At 71.5% G+C, this 14,385-nt stretch carries 15 protein-coding genes; 5 read left to right on the top strand and 10 right to left on the bottom strand.

The window, feature by feature from the left end:
* From OO014_RS05700 to OO014_RS05690, 3 genes are all read right to left on the bottom strand, one after another.
* Positions 1–234: PHP domain-containing protein (locus OO014_RS05700; protein ID WP_272461317.1), on the bottom strand; the 234-nt coding region annotated here is incomplete at its 3' end.
* On the bottom strand, positions 231–635 hold the full coding sequence (locus OO014_RS05695) for an SAV_6107 family HEPN domain-containing protein (RefSeq protein WP_272461316.1): 405 nt from the start codon (positions 633–635) through the stop codon (positions 231–233). The genes OO014_RS05695 and OO014_RS05700, both read right to left, overlap by 4 nt.
* Positions 636–826: 191 nt before the next feature.
* Entirely contained in the window at positions 827–1,150 is a 324-nt protein-coding gene (locus OO014_RS05690; RefSeq protein WP_272461315.1) for a DUF6504 family protein, read from the bottom strand.
* A 239-nt stretch (positions 1,151–1,389) separates the two neighbouring features.
* On the opposite strand from OO014_RS05690, the gene OO014_RS05685 reads away from it, so the two are divergent.
* Positions 1,390–1,914 carry a YbaK/EbsC family protein gene (locus OO014_RS05685; protein WP_272461314.1) on the top strand — a complete coding sequence of 175 codons (525 nt, stop codon included), beginning with the start codon at positions 1,390–1,392 and terminating at the stop codon, positions 1,912–1,914.
* A 239-nt stretch (positions 1,915–2,153) separates the two neighbouring features.
* Here OO014_RS05685 and metF read toward each other — a convergent pair whose 3' ends face one another.
* Complete coding sequence (gene metF, locus OO014_RS05680; protein WP_420485480.1) at positions 2,154–3,062, bottom strand: methylenetetrahydrofolate reductase [NAD(P)H]; 909 nt, start codon at positions 3,060–3,062, stop codon at positions 2,154–2,156.
* Positions 3,063–3,183: 121 nt separating this feature from the next.
* Here metF and OO014_RS05675 point away from each other — a divergent pair, with 121 nt between their 5' ends.
* Positions 3,184–4,290: a polyprenyl synthetase family protein gene (locus OO014_RS05675; RefSeq protein ID WP_272461312.1), complete on the top strand. Its 1,107-nt coding sequence runs from the start codon at positions 3,184–3,186 to the stop codon at positions 4,288–4,290.
* Between the two features lie 32 nt (positions 4,291–4,322).
* On the opposite strand, the gene OO014_RS05670 is transcribed toward OO014_RS05675, so the two are convergent.
* Complete coding sequence (locus tag OO014_RS05670) at positions 4,323–4,745, bottom strand: Rv2175c family DNA-binding protein (RefSeq protein WP_420485479.1); 423 nt, start codon at positions 4,743–4,745, stop codon at positions 4,323–4,325.
* A 209-nt stretch (positions 4,746–4,954) separates the two neighbouring features.
* Here OO014_RS05670 and OO014_RS05665 point away from each other — a divergent pair, with 209 nt between their 5' ends.
* From OO014_RS05665 to OO014_RS05655, 3 genes are all read left to right on the top strand, one after another.
* Positions 4,955–5,920, top strand: a complete 966-nt coding sequence (locus tag OO014_RS05665) for a lytic transglycosylase (protein ID WP_272461311.1) — start codon at positions 4,955–4,957, stop codon at positions 5,918–5,920.
* 67 nt (positions 5,921–5,987) lie between these two features.
* A complete protein-coding gene (pknB, locus tag OO014_RS05660; RefSeq protein WP_272461310.1) occupies positions 5,988–7,925 on the top strand; it encodes a Stk1 family PASTA domain-containing Ser/Thr kinase in 1,938 nt (645 codons plus the stop codon).
* A 7-nt stretch (positions 7,926–7,932) separates the two neighbouring features.
* Entirely contained in the window at positions 7,933–8,832 is a 900-nt protein-coding gene (locus OO014_RS05655) for a DMT family transporter (protein ID WP_272461309.1), read from the top strand.
* A 76-nt stretch (positions 8,833–8,908) separates the two neighbouring features.
* Here the strand turns inward: OO014_RS05655 and OO014_RS05650 are convergent, their stop codons facing one another.
* The 5 genes from OO014_RS05650 to OO014_RS05630 form a co-directional block, all read right to left on the bottom strand.
* Positions 8,909–9,967: a threonine aldolase family protein gene (locus tag OO014_RS05650; RefSeq protein ID WP_272461308.1), complete on the bottom strand. Its 1,059-nt coding sequence runs from the start codon at positions 9,965–9,967 to the stop codon at positions 8,909–8,911.
* 16 nt (positions 9,968–9,983) lie between these two features.
* A complete protein-coding gene (locus OO014_RS05645; protein ID WP_272461307.1) occupies positions 9,984–11,426 on the bottom strand; it encodes a class II 3-deoxy-7-phosphoheptulonate synthase in 1,443 nt (480 codons plus the stop codon).
* Between the two features lie 97 nt (positions 11,427–11,523).
* Positions 11,524–12,246 (bottom strand): response regulator, encoded by a 723-nt coding sequence (locus tag OO014_RS05640; protein ID WP_272461306.1) that lies wholly within the window; start codon positions 12,244–12,246, stop codon positions 11,524–11,526.
* Positions 12,246–13,430, bottom strand: coding sequence for a MacS family sensor histidine kinase (macS, locus tag OO014_RS05635; protein ID WP_272461305.1), 1,185 nt, complete (start codon positions 13,428–13,430; stop codon positions 12,246–12,248). Before macS ends, OO014_RS05640 begins: the two co-directional genes overlap by 1 nt.
* The gene (locus OO014_RS05630; protein ID WP_272461304.1) at positions 13,430–14,305 is read right to left on the bottom strand and encodes a lysophospholipid acyltransferase family protein; all 876 of its coding nucleotides are present in this window, start codon (positions 14,303–14,305) and stop codon (positions 13,430–13,432) included. The genes macS and OO014_RS05630 overlap by 1 nt, the downstream gene beginning before the upstream one ends.
* Positions 14,306–14,385: the final 80 nt, after the last annotated feature.

Here is a 14,385-nt window from a genome sequence, read left to right as displayed (position 1 = left end):
CGGCTCGATCGGGTCCGCGCCCAGGGCGAGGTCAACGCCGAGGATGGGGTCGAGGTCCCGCTCCATGCAGGCCCGGACGAACTTCACCGCGCCGTAGAGCCCGTCCCGATCGGTCAGGGCGAGCGCCGGCTGCCCGAAGGCCACCGCCCGCTCGACGAGCTGCTCCGGCTTGGCGGTGCCGTATCGCATCGAGTAGGCCGATGCGACGTGCAGGTGGACGAAGCTGTCGCTCATCGAAGGAGGCGGGTCCCACGGAGCGGCGTGGTGAGCTCGGGCAGTGGCGCGGTCATCGGCACGCCGAGGCTGCTCTGGACGATCTCGAGGAACATCTCTGCCTGCCGAAGCAGGTCGTCGGCCTCCCGCGCGGGGATCCGGCCACCCCGGTCGATGACCGAGCGCTGGGCGGAGCACGCAGCGAAGAAGGCGGCCCACTCGCTCAGCTCCGGAGCGACCCCGGGGAGGACCTGCCAGACGCTGCGCGGCCGGGACCGTGGAGACGGGGTGGTGCGGGCCGCCACGAGGGCAGCGGCTGCGCGAAGCGCCCCCAGATGGGCGTCGCGGTAGCGCTCGGAGGCATCGGCCGTGCGGCAGGCATCCTCCAGCGTGCCCCTGGCTCGGGCGAGCAGCTCGAACACCGCCGGGGGGACGGGCGGCCGGGGAAAGGGCACCGTGCCGGGTGGGACGGACCGCTCCTGGCCTCCCCGGCCTGCTCCAGCTGACCGTGCGGCGGAGCGTGAGGATGAGGCGATCATCCTTGAAGGTGAAGTTGAAGGTGAAGCCACAGCGGCCACACCCTTCGGCGCGAGAGTCATCGCAGAGCTCCTTGTCAGTCAGCGACGCGAATGAGGGACCATCGGTCACGGGGGGCCGACTCGTCATGGGCAAGGTCGTAGACCCCGGGCGCGAAGGACCATCCCGGACTCGCCTCGACGCGCCACACCCGCTGCTCCCTCGCCGCCACCGCAATGGCGGCACCGGGTCGCACCGTCGCCTCCTCGGCATCGAGCGCGTCCCGCCACCACGCCCGCCGCTCCCGCCACTGCGAGAGGACCTGACGCACCACGTAGAGGCGCCCGCGCCAGATGAACGCCTCGGGCTGCTCGGGCACCCCGACACGAACCTCGACCGGATCACTGAACCTGCGCACCACGACACGTCTCCTTTCGGGACACACGTCGAGGCGGGAGAACACGACCCAGGCGACCGCTGCTCCACTGCGGACGCCCGAACACCCTGCCGACGACTTGAACCTTGACTTGGACTTGAGCGGAGTGGTTCCCACCTACCCACCACTCCTTGAGTCGAACACTTGTTCGATACCGCCAGCCTAACTCTCGCCACTGACAGCTGCAACCGACCTGGGCTGCCGCCGGAAGCTACGGTGAGCCCATGGCCGACCCCACTCCCGATGTCGCGACCAGCCCGCCCCTGCTGGCGCATCCGGCCGTGGCCCGGGTGCGACGAGCCCTCACGGAGGCGGGGGTCAGTGCCGAGATCGTCGTCCTCGACGACGCGGCCCGCACCGCGGCGCAGGCCGCTGCGGCCCTGGGCACGTCCGTCGCCGCGATCGCCAACTCCCTCGTCTTCGTCGCGACCCTGCCCGACGGCACCGAGACGCCCTTGCTCGTCCTCACCTCCGGTGGACACCGCGTCGACCCGGAGCACCTGGCCGCGGCGACCGGCTACGCGAGCATCGACAAGGCCGATGCAGCCTTCGTGCGCAGGAGCACCGGGTTCGCCATCGGCGGCGTGGCCCCCGTGGCCCACACGGGCCACGTGACCACTCTGGTGGACGCCGCCCTCGCCGAGCACGAGGTCGTCTGGGCTGCGGCCGGGCACCCGCACACCGTCTTCCCCACCACGCACGACGAGCTCGTCCGGGTCACCCGGGGGCGGTCCGTCACCGTGCGCTGAGGCGGCGGGAACCCAGCCGCCCTCCGCCCCCTCCGGCCCCATCGGAGCCCGCCCGGCGGCATACTGCCTGTACGGAGGAAACTGAGTACGCGTGCTCAGGCCGCGCCGCCTCTGCCCCGGCAGAGTGACACCGCGGGGCCGGTCCGCGAACGGAGGGTTGCAGGGGTGCCGTCCGCTCGCGGATCGGCCTTTCGTATGCCGCTGGGCCAGCCCGCGCGCACGCGCGGACCCGTTGTGGCTCAGAGGTTGTCGAAGACCTCCAGCGTCGCCGACGACCGGTTCATGGTGATGAAGTGGATGCCGGGCGCGCCCTCGTCGAGCATCCGCCGGGCCGCCTCGGTCGCGATCGCGAGACCCTCCTGGCGCACCGCCTCGGCGTCGTCTCCGTGGCGCTCGAGACGGCTGGTGACCGCCGTGGGCATCGGCTGGCCGGCGAGCTCTGCCATTCGCACCACCTGGCGGGCATTGGTGATGGGCATGAGGCCAGGGATCACCGGCAGGTCCGAACCGCGACGTGCCAGCGCATCGCGCAGCCTCAGGTAGTTGTCGACGTCGAAGACCATCTGGGTGATCGCGAACTCGGCCCCCTCGCGCTCCTTGCGCAGCAGCGTCTCGACGTCGTCCTCCAGGCTCCGCGACTCGGGGTGCCCGTCCGGGAAGGCCGCGACGCCGACGGTGAAGTCGCCCAGGCCCTTGATGAGGCCGACCAGCTCCTCGGCGTGGTCGAGGCCCTCCGGGTGGGCCACCCAGGGCCGGCCCAGCCCGCCCTGCGGGTCGCCGCGCAGGGCGAGGATGTTGCGGACGCCGGCAGCGGCGTAGTGGCCCACCACCTGGCGCAGCTCAGCCACCGAGTGGCCGACACAGGTGAGGTGTGCCATCGGTGTGAGGGACGTCTCCTCCAGCACGCGCTCGGTGAGCCGCACGGTGCGGTCCCGCGTGCTGCCGCCCGCCCCGTAGGTGATCGAGACGAAGCCGGGTGACACCTTCTCCAGGCTGCGAATGGCCCCCCACAGCTGCTCGGCCGCGGCATCGTCCTTCGGCGGGAAGAACTCGAAGCTGAAGGTGGGCGTCGGCGCCTTGACCATCGCGACGATGGACCGCGTGAAGCGCTCTGCGCGGGTCATGGAGGAAGCCGTGCCGTGTGCCATCCCGCCACCATAGATGGGGAGGGCCACCTGAGGCTGACCCGTGCCACGGATCGGGCGGGCGGCCGCGTAGGCTGACGGCGACGTGCGGGGCAGTCCGCGCGCCGAACGATGGAGGACGTGCGTGACCAGCCCCACCGACCGCGACGCCCTGCGCCGCCGGGTGCAGCAGGCGCTAGACGCGCACATCGGGCAGGCGGGCACCGCCCTGGCCGAGATCGGTGACGACATCACCCCCCTCGTGGACTCGGTCTCCCGCCTGCTGACCGGGGGCAAGGGGCTGCGGGCGAGCTTCCTCTACTGGGGCTACCGCGCCGCCGGTGGCCCCGACTCCGAGGCCCTCGTCCGGCTCTCCGCCAGCATGGAGTTCTTCCAGGCGGCCGCCCTGCTGCATGACGACGTGATGGACCGGAGCGACACCCGTCGCGGGATGCCGTCCGCGCACCGCGCGGTCGCCGACCTCCACCGCTCGCGCGGCTGGTCCGGGGACGGCAGCCGGTTCGGCGAGGGTGCCGCGATCCTCGCCGGGGACCTGTGCCTCACCTGGTGCGACGAGATGTACTCGACGTGCGGGTTGCCGGCCAGTGAGCTGGCCCGCGGACGAGGCACCTTCGACCTGATGCGGACCCAGCTCATGGGAGGACAGTTCCTCGACCTGCTCGAGTCTGCGCGCGGCTGGGAGGGGCTCGACCTCGACGCGCGGATCGCCTCAGCCCGCAACGTGATTCGCTACAAGAGCGCCAAGTACACGATCGAGCACCCGCTGCTCATCGGGGCGCGGGTGGGAGGCGCCGCCGAGGAAGCCCTGGCCGACCTGTCCGCCTACGGCCTCGCGCTCGGGGAGGCGTTCCAGCTGCGCGACGACCTGCTGGGTGTCTACGGGGACCCGGAGGCGACCGGGAAGCCTGCCGGTGACGACCTGCGCGAGGGCAAGCGCACGGTGCTGGTCGCACTCGCCCTCGAGCTCGCGGGGGACCAGGATCGCGCCGTGATCGAGGCCCTGCTCGGCCGTGAGGATCTCGACGAGTCCGGGGTCTTCCGGCTCCGGGGCATCTTCGCCGACTCTGGAGCCGTCGAGCAGGTCGAGGAGATGATTCGGCAGCGCGCTGCCGAGGCGCACGAGGCCGTGGGCCGCGCCAGGGCGTCGAGCCCGCACGGCGGGCCCCTGGATCTGGCCGCCCTCACGGTGCTCGACGAGCTCGTGGACGCCTCGACGACACGCCACGCCTGAGCCTGCTCAGGACCGCGGCGCTCGCGTCGCTGTCAGAAGGCGAGCTCCTGGGCCCGGCGCCTGACCTCGGTCTTGTGTCCCGCCCGCAGGGAGTCGATGGGAGCCCCGGGAACCGGCAACGTGGGGTCGGGGGTGAAGAGCCAGTCGATGATCTCGTCGTCGGTCAGGCCGCTGTCGGCGAGGACGGTGAACGTGCCCTTGAGCTCGGAACGCGGACCGTCCTCGGTGAAGAACTTCGCCGGAACCGCGACCACTCGCCGCTCGCCCACGCGCGAGGCCAGCACCTCGCGGTCCGCGATCATCTGCCGGATACGCGACAGCGCTACGCCCAGACGCTCGGCCGCCTCGGGGACGGTGAACCACTCCCCCACCAGCGACTCGAGCACGGCTCGGCCGTCGGTCTCCTCGTGCTCCTCGGGGCTCGGCTCGGGCGAAGCTGCATGCTGCTCAGTCACGGGTCGAGTCTGCCACCCCGCGGGGAGCTGCTCGAATTACACGAATGTGTTTTTGCTTTAACCGTCAATTCTTCGGGTAGCGTCACTCCTGTCACACCAGAAACATGCGACCCAGAGATCTCTGGGCGCTCTCGCTCTGCACCTCCGACATCGCTCCCCGGCCTCCCCTTCCGGCCGCCCTCCACCATTCGGGGCAAGGAAAGGACTCCATGCTCACCGCCGACGTCGCACAGCTCGCACCCCCTGCCCACGCCCTCTTTGCCGAGCAGGCGGCTCGCACCTGGCGGACCATCATCGTCCGGCCGGGCGACACCATCTGGGACCTCGCGCTGGCGCACCGCACCACCCCGGGCGCCCTCGTCTCCAAGAACCGGCTCGCAGCCGGAGGTTCCGTGATCCACCCGGGCCAGCGCCTCCTCGTGCCCGGGTCCGGGGCCGCGACCACCCGGGCACGGACCGGCTCCACCCAGCCGGCCACGTCCGCCGCCGCAGGTCGCAGCACCGCCCGCCGCTACGTCGTCCGCCCCGGCGACACGATGAGCAGCATCGCTGCGGCACACCGCATCTCCCTGACGAAGCTCCTCTCGGCCAACCGGCTGGCGAATCCACGCCTGATCCACCCCGGTCAGCGCATCGCGCTTCCCGGCAAACCGGCCCCAGTCGTCCCGAAGTCGGCAGGCAAGCCGGTCCCGACGAGCGAGAACACCTTCGCCGGCTACACCTACTCGGATGCGACGGTCGCGGCCGCCAAGAAGAACCGGGACGCACTTGCCAGGGCAGCCGTCCCGAGCCGGAGCGACACCGCCTCGATGATCCGTCGCACGGCGATCCGTCATGGGGTCGACCCTCGCATCGCCCTCGCCATCGCGTGGCAGGAGTCGGGCTGGAACCAGCGGGCAGTGTCGGTCGCCAACGCCATCGGCACCATGCAGGTCATCCCCTCGTCGGGCGACTGGGCCTCCGCCCTGGCAGGTCGCCGACTCGACCTGCTCGACACCCAGGACAACATCACGGCCGGTGTCGTCATCATCCGGGCCCTGCGGGTCAGCTCCGACTCCCTGGAGGAAGCCATCGGCGGCTACTACCAGGGCCTGCACTCCGTCCGCACCCGTGGGATGTTCGCCGACACCAAGCAGTACGTCGCCGCAGTCAAGGCCCACATGCGGCGAATGTGATCTCCGACAGACCCGCAGCCAACCCGCCTCCACGGGTTCGGCCACGGGGCACCGTAAACTGCCCTGCGTGACGTCCAGCGTGGCGGATGCACTCGTCGGCAAAGTGATCGACGGGCGCTACCGCATCCTCTCCCATCTCGCAGACGGAGGCATGGCCTCCGTCTACGTCGCGATGGACGCCCGCCTGGACCGCGAGGTCGCCCTCAAGATCATGCGTCCCGGGCTCGCGCGCGACGCGGTCTTCGTCGAGCGGTTCCGGAGCGAGGCCCGAGCCGCCGCTCGCCTCAGCCACCCGAACGTCGTCGCCGTCTACGACCAGGGTGAGGACGACGGCGACGTGTTCCTGGCGATGGAGCTCGTCCACGGCAAGACGCTGCGCGACGTCATCCACGAGGAGGCCCCGCTCACCGCCCGTGAGGCGCTCGCCATCCTCGAGCCGGTGCTCGCGGCCCTCCGTGCCGCCCACACCGCCGGGCTCGTCCACCGTGACGTCAAGCCCGAGAACGTCATCGTCCGGCACGACGGTGAGGTCAAGGTCGCCGACTTCGGGCTGGCCCGCGCCGTCGCCAACGAGGCGACCGCCAACCAGACCGGTGTCCTGCTCGGGACGGTGTCCTACCTGTCCCCCGAGCAGGTCGAGGGCGGCGGAGCCGACGCCCGCAGTGATGTGTACGCGGCAGGCCTGCTCCTCTTCGAGATGCTCACCGGGCGCAAGGCCGTCACGGGCGACTCGCCCATCCAGATCGCCTACCGCCACGTCCACGGCGGCGTCCCGCGACCCTCGTCGATCGTCTCCGCCGTCTCCGCCGACCTCGACCAGCTGGTCGCCCAGGCGACGGCGCTCGACCCGGAGGACCGCTTCCCCTCCGCCGCCGAGTTCCTGGCCGCCATGCGCATCCTGCGCCGCAACCTCACCGAGGGCGAGCTCGACCGGCGACCGGTGACGGCACCGCTCACCTTCGCCGCGCCGCTCGGCGACGCGACCCGCCCGGCGACCGCCCAGCTGCCTGCTCAGCTGCCCGCCCAACGGTCCGCGCCGGTGCGTGAGACCACAGCGGCGCTGCCGTTGACCGCCCACGAGGCGATCGACTCGCGTCCGTCGAGGTCCGGACGGTCCTCCCGCACCCGCCGACGCCGCTGGCCCTGGCTCGTCGCAGCCCTGTTGCTCGCAGCGGGTGCCGGCGGGTGGTGGTGGTTCACGGACGGCCCCGGCGGCACGACGGTCGTGCCGGTGACCGTGGCGCAGACACTCGACGACGCGGCAGCGGCGCTCGACGTGGCCGCGTTGCGCTACGAGTCGAGCGAGGCGTTCTCGGAGACCGTCGCGTCAGGCCGGGTCATCTCGGCCCAGCCCGCCGCCGGCACCGAGGTGTCGAAGCAGTCCCTCGTCCTGCTCGTCGTGTCGAAGGGACCAGAGCGCTATGAGGTCCCCCGGCTCGTCGGGTCCAAGGCCGCCGGCCTGCGCGACGTCCTCGCGCCGCTGACCCTCAAGAGCAGGGCGAAGGAGGACTGGAGCGAGACGGTGCCCAAGGGCGTGATCATCTCGCAGAAACCGTCGGCCGGCACCGACGTGAAGCGCGGGGCCGTCGTCGAGGTCGTCGTCTCCCGCGGCCGACGCCCGATCACCGTCCCGAACGTCCGCGAGCTGCCCTTCGAGCAGGCCGCCGCGAAGCTCACGGAGGCCGGGCTCAAGCCGGTCCGCGCCGACGACGTCCACCACGACACCATCCCGGCCGGCCAGGTCGTCTCGCAGAAACCCGCGAAGGGCACGCTCTTCCGCGGCGACGAGGTGACCGTGGTCGTCTCCAAGGGACCCGTCATGGTGTCGGTGCCCAATGTCGTCGGCAAGCCGGTCCAGGAAGCCGAGGCGATTCTCAAGGAGCTCGGCTTCGCCATCGAGATCCGGCGTCCGCTCGGCACGTTCTTCGAGCTGGTCCGGGACCAGAGCGTCCCGGCCGACCAGCCCGCCCCCAAGGGCAGCACGATCATCCTGACCGTGGTCTGACCCGACCGTGCACACCGCCGCTCGGTCGCGCCTCGCCACCTTCCTGCTCGTCGCCCTCACCGCGGTGTGGGGGTCGACCTTCTTCCTCATCCGCGACCTCGTCGAGCACGTCCCGCCGGTGGACTTCCTCGCCGTGCGCTTCAGCATCGCCGCGGTGATCATGGTCGTGCTCTTCTGGCGGCCGCTCCGGGCCCTGCGCCGCGAGCAGCTCGTCGTCGGCGTCGTGCTCGGGCTGCTCTACGGCCTCGCCCAGATCCTCCAGACGCAGGGGCTCGCGACGACGCCCGCGTCGGTCTCCGGCTTCATCACCGGCACCTACGTCGTGCTCACCCCCCTCATCACGGCAGTGGTCCTGCGCGAACGGGTCTCGGGCACGACCTGGGCGGCGGTGTCCCTGGCGACGGCCGGCCTCGCGCTGCTGTCGTTGCGCGGCTTCTCGGTCGGCGTCGGTGAGGCCATCACCCTGCTCGCCGCAGTTCTCTACGCACTCCACATCGTCGGCCTCGGCCGGCACAGCTCCCATGAGATCGCCACCGGTCTGTCCGTCGTGCAGATGGTCGTCATCGCGGTCCTCTGCACCGCGGGAGCCCTGCCCGGTGGCATCGTCCTGCCGGCGACGCCCGGCCAGTGGGCCTCGGTCCTCTACATGGTCGTGTTCGCGAGCATCCTCGCCCTCTGGACGCAGACCTGGGCCCAGGCGCACATGTCGGCGACCAGGGCCGCCATCATCATGACCATGGAGCCGGTCTTTGCGGCGTTCTTCGCCGTGTGGCTCGGCGGCGAGTCGCTCACGGGGCGGATGCTCCTTGGTGGCGGGCTCGTGCTCGCTGCCATGTTTGCCGTCGAGCTGCTCGCGCGCCGTCGTCCCGGCGAGCTCCCCGTCGAGACCCTCCACCACGAGGTCTGAGAGCCGGCCGACCCGCGATGCCGGCGCGACCACGAAAGCCGGCTCAGCGGCATACGTCCCGCTGAGGGGATGTGTCTCAGGCGGAGACGGAGGCCGCCGGCCCCTCGGCCAGCAACGCCGTGAGGACCTCGACCGCGTGGTCGGTGGCGTCGTCGTCGACCTCGAGGTGCCAGACGAGCCGCACCGCGCCCGGCCCGACGGCGTAGGTCCGGACCCCGCGAGCGAGCGCCGCCGCGACGAAGTCCGCCCCGGACCAGCCGGCCACCGCGACGTCGACGATGACGATGTTGGTCTCGACGGTCGACAGGTCGACGCTGCCGGGCACGGCGGCGGCCATCGCCTCGGCGGCGCGCCGCGCCCTCCCGTGGTCCAGCGACAGGCGGTCGATGTGGTGGTCGAGGGCCCAGAGTCCGGCTGCCGCGAGAATGCCGGCCTGACGCATCCCGCCGCCGAAACGCTTGCGCCAGACGCGGGCCTCGGCCATGGCCTCGCGAGAGCCGACCAGGACGCTCCCGACGGGTGCGCCCAGTCCCTTGCTCAGACAGACTGACACCGTGTCGAACTCCCGGCCGTAGGCGTCCAGCGGCACGCCGGTCGCGACGTGGGCGTTCCAGAGCCGGGCGCCGTCGAGGTGCATGGCCACGCCCCGCTCGCGCGTCAGCTGGCGCGCCCGCTGGATCTCCTCGAGAGGCTGGATCGTGCCCCCGCCGAAGTTGTGGGTGTTCTCGACGATCACGAGCGCGGTGCACACCTGGTAGGGGCCGACCCCCGTGATCATCAGCGACGCCGCATCGTCAGCCCGGAAGCGCCCACGCTGCGAGACCCAGGTCCGGGAGGAGATGCCGGAGAGGATCGCCGCGGCACCGAGCTCGGCCCGCAGGACGTGCGCCAACGAGTCGCCGACCAGCTCCTCCCCCGGCTTGACGTGCAGCCGCACGCCGAGCTGGTTGGCCATCGACCCCGTCGGCGTGAAGAGACCGGCCTCGTGCCCGAGCAGGCCGGCCACCCGGTCCTCGAGCTCACGGACCGTCGGGTCCTCGCCGAAGACGTCGTCGCCGACGACAGCGGTGGCCATCGCCTCGCGCATCGCGACCCCGGGACGCGTGACGGTGTCGCTCAGCAGGTCAGCGCGCACCGCGGCGACCGTCACGTCAGGCCTGTCCGAGCATCTCGGCGACGACGAAGGCGAGCTCGAGCGACTGCTGGTGGTTCAGGCGCGGGTCGCACACCGACTCGTAGCGCTTCTCGAGGTCGGAGTCGATGATCTTCTCCGCCCCGCCGAGGCACTCGGTGACGTCGTTGCCGGTGAGCTCGACGTGGATGCCGCCGGGCACGGTGCCGAGCGAGCGGTGCACCTCGAAGAAGCCGCGGACCTCCTCGACGATGTCCTCGAAGTCGCGGGTCTTGTAGCCCGTCGACGACTCGAACGTGTTGCCGTGCATGGGGTCGCAGATCCAGGTCACCGTCGCGCCCGAGGCCGTCACCTTGTCGACCAGGGCGGGCAGGGCGTCGCGGATCGTGCCCGCACCCATCCGCGTGATGAAGGTGAGGCGACCCGGTGTCCGGTCAGGGTCGACCTTGTCGATCATCCGCAGCACCTCGTCGATGTCGGCCTTGGGGCCGAGCTTGACGCCGATCGGGTTGCTGACGCGGGAGACGAAGTCGATGTGGGCGCCGTCGAGCTGCCGGGTCCGCTCGCCGACCCAGACGAAGTGCCCCGACGTGTCGTAGAGGCGCCCGCTGCGCGAGTCGATGCGGGTCAGCGGCCGCTCGTAGTCGAGAACCAGGGCCTCGTGCGCGGCGTAGAACTCGACGGTGCGCATCGCGTCGAAGTCGGCGCCACAGGCCGCCATGAAGCGCATCGCCTTGTCGATGTCATGGGCCAGCTTCTCGTAGCGGGCGTTGGCGGAGTTGGCGACGAAGCCACGGTTCCACTCATGGACGTAGCGCAGGTCGGCGAACCCGCCCGTGGTGAAGGCACGCACGAGGTTGAGGGTCGCCGAGCTGGCGTGGTAGGCGCGGACGAGGCGCTGAGGATCCGGCTGGCGGGCCGCCTCGTGGAACGCGAAGTCGTTGACGATGTCACCCCGGAACGCCGGGAGCGTGACGCCCTCGCGGGTCTCGACGGAGGACGAGCGCGGCTTGGCGTACTGACCGGCCATCCGGCCCACCTTGACGACCGGGACGCTCGCGCCGTAGGTGAGCACGGCGGCCATCTGCAGGATCGTCTTGATGCGGTCGCGGATGTTGTCCGCCGTGGCCGACGCGAAGGTCTCGGCGCAGTCGCCGCCCTGGAGGACGAAGGCCTCACCGACGGAGGCGGCGGCCATGCGCTGGGTGAGCTGGTCGCACTCGCCGGCGAAGACGAGCGGCGGATACGACGCGAGGGTGGCGACCACTTCGGAGAGGGCCGCGGTGTCGGGCCAGGTCGGCTGTTGGGCTGCCTCGAGCTCGGTCGCGGCCGCGTTGAGCGCAGCCAGGGCCTCGGCTCCCGCTGCGGGGCCTGCGATGCCTTGGCCGGCGGCGGTGTCGGTGGTCAGTGTCACCCATTCAGGGTAGTCGCCACTCGGGGGTGCTCCCGCACGGGTCCGCATCCCGAAACCTCGGGGATCCACCACAGCAGATGCCGTATGCCGCTGGGCCGGGTTCGCGTCCTCGGCGCGGGCCGGTGCCCTCTCGAGCGAGTTGCTCTCAGGCGGGGTTCAGTGGCTCGATCCCGTGCTCGTAGGCGAACCGGGCGAGCTCGACGCGGTTGTTGAGGTGCAGTTTGGTGAAGATGTTCTGGACGTGGTTCTGCACCGTCCGGTGGGACAGGACGAGCGCCTGGGCGATCTCCTTGTAACCCAGGCCGGTGGCGACGTACTTGAGGATCTCCGTCTCCCGCTCCGTCAGCTCCGGAACCGGCCGGGTGGCCGCGACACTCGCCTCGGAGCGGACGCGGCGGAACTCCCCGAGGACCAGCCCGGCGAGCCCGGCAGTGAAGACCGGCTCACCGGCGGCCGTCGCACGGACGGCGGCAATGAACTCCTCCCGGCCCGCGGACTTGACGAGGTAGCCGAGGGCGCCGGCCTTGATGGCGTCGAGGACGTCCTTCGTGTCGCCGCTCGCCGAGAGCACGAGGATGCGGGTCGGGACGGCCGGGCGCTCACCTGCGAGGGCGGCGCAGACCTGGGCCCCGGTGAGAGCGGGGAGGTTGAGGTCGAGGACGAGCACGTCCGGTCGGGTGGCTCTCGTGCGATTGAGGGCGGACCGACCGTCATCCGCCGTGGCCACGACGTCGAAGCCCGCGTCGGCGAGGTCGCGCGCCACCGCATCACGCCACATCGGATGGTCGTCGGCGACGACCACCCGCACTGGCGCGTCGCCGGGCGGCAGCGTGCCGTGCGCGCTCGAAGGCGACCCAGACTCCTGCATCAGCTCCTCCTCGAAGGGACCCGCAGCTCGACGACGGTGCCACCGACCGGACCCGGCCCCACGGTGGCGCTGCCGCCGAGATCTCGGAGCCGGCCGGTGATGCTCGACGAGACCCCGAGCCGGCCCTGGTCCTTGGCCTCGTCGAGTCGTCCCGGGGCGAGGCCGCGGCCGGAGTCACGGATCGTCACGGTCACCTCGTCGCCGTCGTCGTCGACGAGAACCCAGGCCTCGGCCTCCGCTCCGGCGTGCTTGCGGACATTGTCCACCGCCGCGTCGACGGCTGCGGCGACCTCGTCGGCGATTCGGCGCGGCAGCAGGACCGGGTCGGCCGGGGCGATGAGGTGCACGGCGTCACGCTCGACGTGGCCGAGGACGGACCTCAGGTCGGAGTCGCCCGTCACGGCTCGGTCGATCTCCTCCGGGTCGGCCTGGCTGACGAGCGTCCGCAGGATCCGCTCCTGCTCCGCCGCCATCGCGCCCAGAGCGGCTGCGTCACCACCGAGGTCCTGCGCCCGGCGATGGATGAAGGCCAGCGTCTGCAGCACTCCGTCGTGGACCGTCCGGGCAAGGCGCTCACGCTCGGCGCGAGCCGCGTCACGCCGCATCGCCTCTCGCAGGGCTGCATGGCTCGCGCGGGCCAGGTCGACGCAGTAGCCCAGACACCCGCCGAGGAGCAGCCCGAAGACGGAGTTGGTCACCGTGTTGCCCGTGGGGGTGCCCACCTCGATGAAGGAGACCGCGGCGACGGCACCCGCAGCGAGGAGGCCGCCCCGCCAACCACGCAGGATCGCCCAGCCGACCATGGCGGCAGCCGGCCAGATGGACGGGATCGTCTTGGCGCCGGCGGCGATGACCCAGTCGTGGTCGACGAGGCGAGTGGCGAGCAACGCCCCGCAGCCGAGGGCGAGCTCGATCAGGTAGGCGCCTTCGGACCGTCGGGGCCGGATCGTCTGCACGATCGTCCAGACGGCCAGCACCGCAAGGATGGCAACGCCCAGCGTCAGCTGGGCGACCTCCTCGCGCCGGAGCCACAGGGCATGGGTCGCGTAGGCCAGCGCCAGGACCCGGAACATGTCGACGGCCCGCCAGAGGCCCCGCATGAGGGCGTGCTCGTCGGCGAGCACGTCCCCCGTCGCGCGTCCGTGGTCGAGGGCCTGGCCGGCCGCGCCGGCCGGCGTCGCCATCAGGACGCTGCCTCGACGCCGCCCCGTCCGTCGGAGCCCGGTCGCTCCACCTCAGGTCGCTCGGGCTCGGGTCGCTCGGGCTCGGCAGGCACTTCCGCCGGCATGGGCGGGTCGGGCTGCGTCGCGACGTCGCCCGCCTCCTCGGCCGACCCACCCGGCATCGCGTCCTGGATCTCCCGCGCCTTGGCCCGAGCGGCCGCGACGAGGCGGTCCTTCATCGAGGTGGCGTACATGTCGACGTACTCCTGCCCCGACAGAAGCATCAGCTCGTACATGATCTCGTCGGTGATGGAGCGCAGGACGAAGCGGTCGTCCTCCATCCCTTCGTAGCGGGAGAAGTCGAGGGGCTTGCCGATGCGCAGCCCGATCCGGGTGATGTGCGGGGCGAGCTTGCCGGGCGGCTGGGCCTTGTCGGTGTCGATCATGGCCACGGGGATCACGGGAGCCCCGGACTCGAGGGCCATCCGGGCGACCCCGGTGCGGCCGCGGTAGAGCCGGCCGTCAGGCGACCGCGTGCCTTCGGGGTAGATGCCGAGCAGCTCGCCGCGCCGCAGGACCCGCAGCCCCGAGCTGAGCGCGGCACTGCTCGCCTTGCCGCCCGAGCGGTCGACCGGCAGCTGGCCCACGCCCTTGAAGAAGGCCTTCGTGAGCCAGCCCTTGAAGCCGCTCCCGGTGAAGTAGTCGCTCTTGGCGAGGAAGGTGACGCGACGCTTGACCGTGAGCGGCAGGAAGATCGAGTCGGAGAACGACAGGTGGTTGGAGGCGAGGATGGCGGCGCCCTCCTCGGGCAGATGCTCCTCCCCCTCGACCCAGGGTCGGAAGAGCAGCTTGAGGATCGGCCCGAGGACGATCGTCTTCAGCACCCAGTAGAACAAGCCCGAACCACCTCCCACGTCTGCCGCGAGCAGCCTACGACACTCGCGCCATCCCAGTACCCCGTGCGAGGATCTGTGTC

It is taken from the genome of Intrasporangium calvum (genome assembly GCF_028446585.1).
GTDB classification, from domain to species: domain Bacteria; phylum Actinomycetota; class Actinomycetes; order Actinomycetales; family Dermatophilaceae; genus Intrasporangium; species Intrasporangium calvum_A.
The sequence above is the reverse complement of the archived record's forward strand: the minus strand, read 5'-3'. Positions and strand labels throughout refer to the sequence as shown.